The following is an 8,052-nucleotide window of genomic DNA, read 5'->3' on the forward strand; positions in this document are numbered from 1 at the left end:
CCCCATTTAGAGGGTTGCCGGCCGGGGGAGCTGATGTTCGACGCTGAGTCATGCGCTCTACGGATAAGAGCCGCGCGGCGCTATCCTCCGAGTCGTTACTACCGGATACCGAAAACCTGCTTCAGATAGTCATTTGCAAGCAGCCCGTCCGGGTCGAACTTCTCCCGGAGGCTCCGGAATTCCTCCCATTTCGGATAGACAGCAGCGAAGTCATCCTGCTCGTAGTAGTTGATCTTGCCCCAGTGGGGACGGGCCTCCATGGGCTTGAGGAGGGAATCGACCTCGCGGAGGAACGGAACGTAGTCGGTTCCAATGACACCCGAGACCGACACGGAGACGGTCTCGCGTCCGTACTGCGGTGAGAGCCACGCGTCGTCCTGCTTCTGCCATCTGATCTGGACGGGGGAGTCGATGTCCTGGTGGTGGTTCATCATCAGGTCCCGCATTGCCAGGAAGCCCTCTTCGTCCCGTTCGGCCGCAAGCATGTATTCGAGCTCGTGGAACTCGGGGTCCGTCGTCGTGTCCGGGTAGACCAGGTAGCTGCGGCCGATGCGCCCCTCCGGGGTGTGCCGCACATCGAAGGAATCGTCAATGTCGACCTCCTCGAGAAGCTTTACATACGCGTGGTCCGCGGGAACCGGCTCAAAGCCGTACAGGCTATGAGCTCGTTCATTGGGCATCCACCAGAAGGAGAAGTGGCGGTACTTTTCTTTCAGCTCGTCCCAGCCCTCGATGAGATCCCGGTAGTGCATGATCCGGTTGGTCTCGCGCAGGAAGTAGCGCGGCACCATCTGTACCTGCACCTGGGTGATGACTCCGAGGAGGCCGAGGGCGACCTTGGAGGCCGCCAGCTCATCACCGGAATCCAGCGAGATGTGTTCGCCGGTTCCGGTGACAAGGTCAGTCCGGGTGATTGCTGCAGAGAGGTTGGTGCGGTTGACGCCGGACCCCTTCGTGCCCGTGCTGGTCGCCCCGACGATGGTCTGGATGTCGATGTCTCCCTGGTTGCCCAGTCCCAGGCCGGCCTCCCACAGCGGCTTCCCGAGGTCGCGCAGCTGAGTCCCGGAGAGCATGGTTACCCTGCCGGTGGAGCTTTCGATGTCGGTTATTCCGCTGAGCCGGGACGGGTCAAGGAGCACGCCGTCAGTTGGGACGATAGGCATGACGGAGTGTCCGGACCCTGCGGCCCGGACGGAGCGGCCCTCCTTCAGGGCGCCGGCGATTTGGGCTGCCGCCTCTTCTGCAGTGCTCGGCGTGATGATCTGGTGGGGCTCACAGCTTTGGTTCAGGCCCCAGTTTTGCCAGTAAGGCTTTAGCTCGGTCAACTCTGACTCCTAATTCGCTTCTCTGGTTTTCTCTCAGATTCTGTGAATGTGCTCTTAGCTGTGACTCGCGAGCACGTGCTTGAGCCGTGTGAATTCCGTGGCACCCATCAGGCCGTTTTCGACGCCGAAGCCCGACTCGCCGAAGCCGTTGACCGCACAGTCCGGCCCGAAGAGCAGGTGCTCATTAATCCACACCATACCGGCGCGCAGGTCCCGGGCGAACCGTGTCGTCCGACCTGCGTTGGAGGACCATACTGATGCGGACAGGCCGTAGGCTGTGCCGTTGGCCAGGGCGAGGGCCTGTTCCTCGCTGGAGAAGGACTGGACCGTGATAATCGGTGAGAACACCTCTTCCTGCACCAGCTCGTCGTCCTGCTGCAGGCCGGTGATCAAGGTCGGCTCGAGGAAGAACCCCGGCCCGTCGACCCGCTTGCCTCCGGTGACAACGCTTGTGTGGGCTCCACGGCGTTCCAGGAGGCCGAGGGCGCGGTTGAGCTGACGTTCGGAGATCAGCGGGCCGAGCGTCGTCTCCTCCTTGGCGGCGTCGCCGACTCGGACGTCCTTGAGCGCCTGGGCCATTGCTTCGACCAAGGCATCGTGGGCGGACTCCTCGACGAGGATACGGGCCGAAGCCATGCATTCCTGGCCGGCGTTGAAGAGCGCCGACGCGACCAGCAGGGGTGCTACCCGCTTGATGTCCGCATCTGCGAAGACCACGGCCGGAGCGTTCCCGCCCAGCTCCATGACGGACTTGCGCAATCCTTGGGCTGCGGCCACGGCGACCGCGCGTCCGGCGGCAACGGAACCGGTGAAACTGACCACGCCCACCCGGGGGTCGCCCGTTAGCGCTGCACCGGCACCCGGGCCATCGCCCATGACGACGTTCAGGACACCGGGCGGCAGGATTTCGTTGGCCAGTTCGACGAACCTGACGGTGCTGAGCGGTGTCATCTCAGAGGGCTTGATCACCATCGTATTGCCGACAGCCAGCGCGGGAATGATCTTGGCGATCGCCTGCAGGAGGGGGTAGTTCCATGGAGTGATGGCTCCCACGACCCCGATGGGTTCACGGCGGAACGAGGAGGTCACCCCGTCGAGGTACTCTCCTGAAGCGTTCGCGGTGAGGTTGCGGCCCGCGGCGGCGGAGAGCCGGATTCCGTCGATCACATCGAGGAACTCCTCGTCCCGGTATGCCGGCAGCGGCTTTCCGGCGTTCGAGACTTCCAGCTCGACGAATTCCTCCGAGTGCGACTCCAGCATGTCGGCCAGCTTGGCGAGCAGCTTATGCCGCGATGCCGGTGTCAGGCGCGACCACTCCTCAAAGGCCGTCTCGGCGGCGGAGACCGCGGCCGCCACGTCATCGGGCGTCGAGTCGGCAACGAGGCAGATGGTTTCACCCGTTGAGGGGTTCAGCACAGCACGTTCGGCTGCGTTATCGGCCGGTGCCGGTTTGCCGTTGATGATGTTGACGAATTCTCGTGTCATCGGGGTACGTACTCCTTTATCGGTTCGGAGTTATTCAGGAAACGGAGAAGATCGGTTCGAGGCCCTGGGTCTGGACGGTGATTCCCAGGCCCGGTTCCTTCGGTGCCGAGCCCCGGCCTCCGACGGACCGCGGGTTGTATCCGGCCACGTGGCCGTCGGTCCAGTCGTTCATGAAGGAGGCGTTCTGGAAGTTCTCGGGCTTGGTGCTCGCCGCCAGGTGGCTGACCGCGGCGCTGACGATGTCGCCGCCCCAGGTGTCTTCCATGGAAATCATCATGTCCAGCTCCTGCATCAGGTCACGCATGCGGGCAGCCTTCGTCAGGCCTCCCACACGGCTGATCTTAATGTTGATGGAAACTGCGCCGGCGTCGTACTTTGCCCGGAATACGTCCTTGTTGTTCAGGATGGATTCGTCGAGCACCAGGGGAAGCGTCGAGTGGCGCATCGCGAAGATGCAGTCGTCGGTGTCGCGGCACGGCTGCTCGATGAAGACCGGCAGGTCTTCCATTTCCTTGACCGCGATTTGTGCAGCCCGCAGGTTCCAGCCGCCGTTGGAGTCGGCAACAATGATGGTGCCTTCCTGAGCTGCCTCGACCGTCGCGCGGGTGCGGCGAACGTCGTCGTGCGGGTCATTACCCACCTTGAGCTGGAAGCGCTTGATACCGGCTTCACCCCTACGGGTCACGAATTCGGCCATTTCTTCAGGGGAAGCAAGAGGAACGGCCTCGTAGAGAGGGAAATCCTCCTGCAGGACTCCGCCAAGCAGCGCGGCCACCGGGAGGCCGGCCTGCTTGCCGAGCAGATCCCAGCACGCCATGTCGATAGGGCTCTTGGCGAATTCGCCGCCCAGGAGAGTGTTGTCCATGGTGCGCCGGATCGCGGACAGGTTCGTCGGGTCCTCGCCAATGAGGTCGCGGGCCAGCGTATGCAGAGCGGCCCGGATTTCAGCCCAGTGAGTCGGAAGGTAACGGTTCCCCAGCGGCGTAACCTCGCCCCAGCCTTCCAGCCCCTCGTCGGTCCGCAGCCGAACCAGGGTTCCGATTTCGGAAGTCGCGGCGCGGTTGCCCGACATCACGTACTCGCCGTGTGCGTAGCGCAGGTTATAGCCGAAACAGTCGACTGCGACAATCTTCATGATCAGGGTCTCCGTTCGCAGGAATATCTTCTGCCCAAGATGGCCGACACCTATAGTGAGTTCATCGGGCAATTGTGTACTAGGTAACAGGTAGCATATTACCCACACAGGACGGCTAAAGGAATACCTTGACGGAGTACCTCGATTTTCTGGGCAGCCAGAGCCCCTATGACTCCCTGGATCGGGACGATCTCGCCGCCTTGGGTGCCCGCGTGGAAGTTGAAAACTTCCCCGAAGGTACGGTGATCATCAGGGCAGACGGGCCTCCCCTGACCCACCTCTGGGTTGTTTATCGCGGGAGTGTAGAAGTCGTGGACCGCGGCCGCGTAGTGGAGCAGCTCGGTCCGGGGTCGACATTTGGCCATATCTCTCTGCTCACCAACATGTCACCTGCTCTCTCAGTCAGGGCCCGCGAAGACTGCGTCTGCCTTCGCCTTAGCGACCCCCGCACGTTCCTGGCCCATCCGGAACGGCTCCGTTTCGCCCACTTCGGAACCCTGATCAGCAGAGAGCGGCTGACCGGCAATGCCGCCCTCGACCGCACTCCCGGCTCTGTGCGCGCGCTGATGCGCCCTGTCATATGGGCTTCGGAAGACGAGACCGCGGCAACTGCCGCGCGCCGCATCAGCGAGGCCAGCCACTCCTGCGTGCTGATCAGTACGGCCAAGGGAACGGGCATCGTGACGGACCGCGATTTCCGTGAGTGCGTGGCAACCGGCCAGGTCGACACGAATGCACCCGTCGCACTTCTAGCTTCGGTCCCCGCCCTCGCTGTACGTGACGATGCGTCACAGGCGGACGCCTTCGCACGGATGGTCGACAGCGGAGTCCACCATCTGGTGGTCAGCAGCCAAGGAGGACAGCCGGTCGGCATCATCCGTACCGTCGATTTTGCTTCAGCAGCCATCCGCAACCCCCTGCGCATCCGCTCGGCCATCGAGTCCGCCCCTGACCTTGAAGCTCTGACGGCAGCGGCCAAGTCGCTGCGACCGACGCTCGTCGAACTCGGAGCCAACGGAGAGCCCGGACTACACATCGCCAACCTCATGACGGCCGTCGTGGATGCAATCCTGCGCAAAATCATCAGTCTGACACCCAAGCCCGTCGAGACTCCCGTGTCGTGGATACTGCTCGGTTCCATCGCCCGACGCGAACCAATGCCCCGATCGGATGTAGACACCGCACTTGTCTGGGACGGGGACCTGACGGCGGATGAAGCTGCCGAGGCCAGGGCCTACGCCGAGGCCGTACTGCAGACAATGGAAGCCTGCGGCCTCCCGCGCTGTGCAGAAGGCGCCAACGCGGTGAACCCCCTTTTCAGCCGTTCACGTTCGGGCTGGCAGGACATCGGTGACACCTGGATCAAGAACCCGGCCGGCTACAACGCCTTGTTGTTCTCGTCGATGGTCATTGACAGCAGGGCTCTTACCGAACTGCAATTAGGCAGAGCCTTGACCGATACGGTCAGACTGGGGCCTCAATCAAAAGAGTTTCTGCATGCGTTCATGCTTGAATCACTGGCAGTCCACCCGCCCGCCGGCTTCTTCCGCGGCTTAGCCATCGGTCATCGTGGCACTCGGGCGGCCGTCGATCTTAAGCAAATGGGGCTAAAGCCGATCGCTTCCATTGGCCGCTGGATAGCCGCCGCTACGGGTGACGCGTGTGGAAGTACAATCGACCGGCTGCGGCGTGGTGCCGACGCGAAGGTGCTGACGAGAGATGAAGCGGAAACCCTAATCGGCGCATTTGAGCACATTTACCAGATCTTGCTGGAGCGGGACATCGCCAGCCTTACTGCCGGCACTGGTACTGCCTTGAGCCGCGTCCGTATGGAGGAACTGGATTCGTTGACCCGCCGCCATTTGCGCGCATCATTTCGGTCCGTCGCGGCGATCCAGCAAAGTATTGCAGGTTCATGGAGTAGCCGGTTACGCACCTAGCGCGGCAGTCTTGAAGCTGGACGGCCGGCAGATCATACTGTCCTGCCCGAGGCGAACCGGTCCTAGGCGTCGCCCGCCCAGTCCCCTCCGATATGCCCGAGGTGGCGGATCATCAGCTCTTCGGTTTTAGCCGTGTCGCCCTGAACCAGGGCGGCGAGAATGCCCGCATGTTCCTCTGCCGAGTGGATCAACTGACCGCTCTCGTGCAGGGCCTGAAGACCGAAGAGTCTGGTCTGGTCCCGGAGGTTGCTCACCGTATCAACGAGAATTTGATTATCCAGGAGGCCTAAGAGGCCAAGGTGGAACTGGCGATCAGAGTCCAGGTAGCCGATAAGATCGCCCTTACGGGCAGACTCGACGATGTCGTTGGCCAACGCGAGATATTCCTGCTCGCCGGCCACGACCAGATCTTTCATCGAGGCCAGCTGCACCATGGCAGGAACTTCCAGCCAAAGCCGCATCTGCAGGACGTTTCGGCGGTCGGAATCGCTAGGAGGGATGACGCGGAAGCCTCGGTTTCGAACGGGCTCCATCAAACCCTGGTTAACGAGGGTGAGCATGGCTTCCCGAACAGGGCTCGCCGAGACGCCTAGCTCCGCGGCCAGGGCTTGTGCCGAATAAAGTTCGCCGGCCTTGAGATCACCCGAAACCAGACGCTGGCGCAGCTCGGCCAGAACCTGATCTCGTAGGCTCGACCGTACGATGGGGGCCGCCACAGTCATTGTCCCGCCTCCTAGTGCTGTGTTACCAGTAATAAATTACATTCTACCCTGACGACCGGGTAAATAGGCGCGCGCCCTTTGCATTCATGGTATGCGGCGGAAATTTGCAAGTTTTCTAATTACCTCTAGTCGCAGACACCCTTGAGTAGTATGCTACCTGTAACACATCACGAAAGGTGGAATCTGTGACTACTCAGACATTGTCTCCCAAGACCAGCTTTAAGGCGTTTATCGACGGTCGGCACGAGGATGCGGCCGATGGAGCAACGTTTGAAACCGTTGACCCTTCGACCGGCAAGGTTCTGGGCAATGTGGTGGCTGGCGGGGCCGAGGACATCGACCGGGCCGTGAAGGCTGCGCGCCGTGCATTCGACAGCGGGGTTTGGAGCCGGATGGCCCCTGCAGATCGCAAGAGTGTTCTGCTGCGTTTTGCGCAGCTCCTCGAGGATGACCTCGAAACCATCGCGCAGCTCGACTCCCTTGAAGCCGGCAAACCGATCAGCGACTGCCGGGACCTCGACACCCCCGATGCCATCAACACCATCCGCTGGTACGCCGAGAGCATTGACAAGGTCTTTGGCAAGGTCTCCCCCACCTCCTCCGAGAACCTTGCCTATATCGTTCGGGAAGCGATCGGTGTGGTCGGCGTTGTAGTCCCGTGGAACTTCCCCTCGGCCACCCTTGCCTGGAAGATCGGCCCCGCTCTGGCAGCCGGCAACTCCATTGTCGTCAAGCCTGCGGAGCTTTCCTCGCTCGGGGCGATCAGGTTTGCCGAGCTGGCTGTGGAAGCCGGCATCCCCAATGGCGTTTTCAACGTAGTTCCGGGGCTCGGGCACGTAGCCGGAAAGGCCCTCGGACTGCACTCAGATGTTGACGCCATCACATTTACAGGATCGACGGAAGTCGGACGTCACTTCCTGCGTTACGCGGCCGACAGCAACCTCAAAGAGGTATCGCTGGAGTGCGGCGGAAAGAGCCCGCAGATTGTCTTCGCCGATGCGAAGGAAGACCTGCCGACGATCGCTGCAGATCTGGCCGGTGCCGCCTTCTGGAACGCAGGGCAGAACTGCACGGCCGGGTCTCGCATTCTGGTCCAGAACTCCATTCGCGAGGAATTCATCGCGCTGCTCGCCGAGGAAGCCAAGAAGATTCGTCTGGGCACTCCGACGGACCCGGAAACCGAGATGGGTCCGCTCGTGGAGGCATCGGCCGCCGACCGGACCATGCGCTACATCTCGGAGGCAGTTCAGGCAGGTGCAACCATCGCTGCCGGCGGGAACAGGGCACTCCCGGAAACTGGCGGTTACTTCGTGGAGCCGACCGTCCTGCAGGACGTGACACCCGATATGCCAGTGGCACTTGAGGAAATCTTCGGTCCCGTCGTTGCAGTCCTCGGATTCGACAAGCCGGAGGAAGCCATCCGTATCGCCAACGAAAGTGAGTAC

6 protein-coding genes are annotated in these 8,052 nt (G+C 62.0%); 2 read left to right on the forward strand and 4 right to left on the reverse strand.

The window, feature by feature from the left end; genetic code table 11:
* Window positions 1-98 precede the first annotated feature (98 nt).
* The 3 genes from D477_RS00265 to D477_RS00275 are packed head-to-tail and all read right to left on the reverse strand — an operon-like array spanning window position 99 to window position 3,945.
* The gene (locus tag D477_RS00265; protein ID WP_005266117.1) at window positions 99-1,325 is read right to left on the reverse strand and encodes a D-arabinono-1,4-lactone oxidase; all 1,227 of its coding nucleotides are present in this window, start codon (window positions 1,323-1,325) and stop codon (window positions 99-101) included.
* Window positions 1,326-1,379: 54 nt separating this feature from the next.
* The gene (locus D477_RS00270; protein WP_005266118.1) at window positions 1,380-2,810 is read right to left on the reverse strand and encodes an aldehyde dehydrogenase family protein; all 1,431 of its coding nucleotides are present in this window, start codon (window positions 2,808-2,810) and stop codon (window positions 1,380-1,382) included.
* Window positions 2,811-2,844: 34 nt separating this feature from the next.
* On the reverse strand, window positions 2,845-3,945 hold the full coding sequence (locus D477_RS00275) for a mandelate racemase/muconate lactonizing enzyme family protein (RefSeq protein WP_005266119.1): 1,101 nt from the start codon (window positions 3,943-3,945) through the stop codon (window positions 2,845-2,847).
* 128 nt (window positions 3,946-4,073) lie between these two features.
* Here D477_RS00275 and D477_RS00280 point away from each other — a divergent pair, with 128 nt between their 5' ends.
* Complete coding sequence (locus D477_RS00280; protein WP_005266120.1) at window positions 4,074-5,885, forward strand: putative nucleotidyltransferase substrate binding domain-containing protein; 1,812 nt, start codon at window positions 4,074-4,076, stop codon at window positions 5,883-5,885.
* Between the two features lie 62 nt (window positions 5,886-5,947).
* On the opposite strand, the gene D477_RS00285 is transcribed toward D477_RS00280, so the two are convergent.
* Window positions 5,948-6,607 carry a GntR family transcriptional regulator gene (locus tag D477_RS00285; protein ID WP_005266121.1) on the reverse strand — a complete coding sequence of 220 codons (660 nt, stop codon included), beginning with the start codon at window positions 6,605-6,607 and terminating at the stop codon, window positions 5,948-5,950.
* A gap of 185 nt (window positions 6,608-6,792) precedes the next feature.
* Between D477_RS00285 and D477_RS00290 the strand changes: the two genes are divergently transcribed.
* Window positions 6,793-8,052, forward strand: a 1,260-nt coding sequence (locus D477_RS00290) for an aldehyde dehydrogenase family protein (RefSeq protein WP_202804065.1), incomplete at its 3' end; no start/stop codon positions are given.

This window comes from Arthrobacter crystallopoietes BAB-32, from assembly GCF_000328305.2.
GTDB lineage: Bacteria > Actinomycetota > Actinomycetes > Actinomycetales > Micrococcaceae > Crystallibacter > Crystallibacter crystallopoietes_A.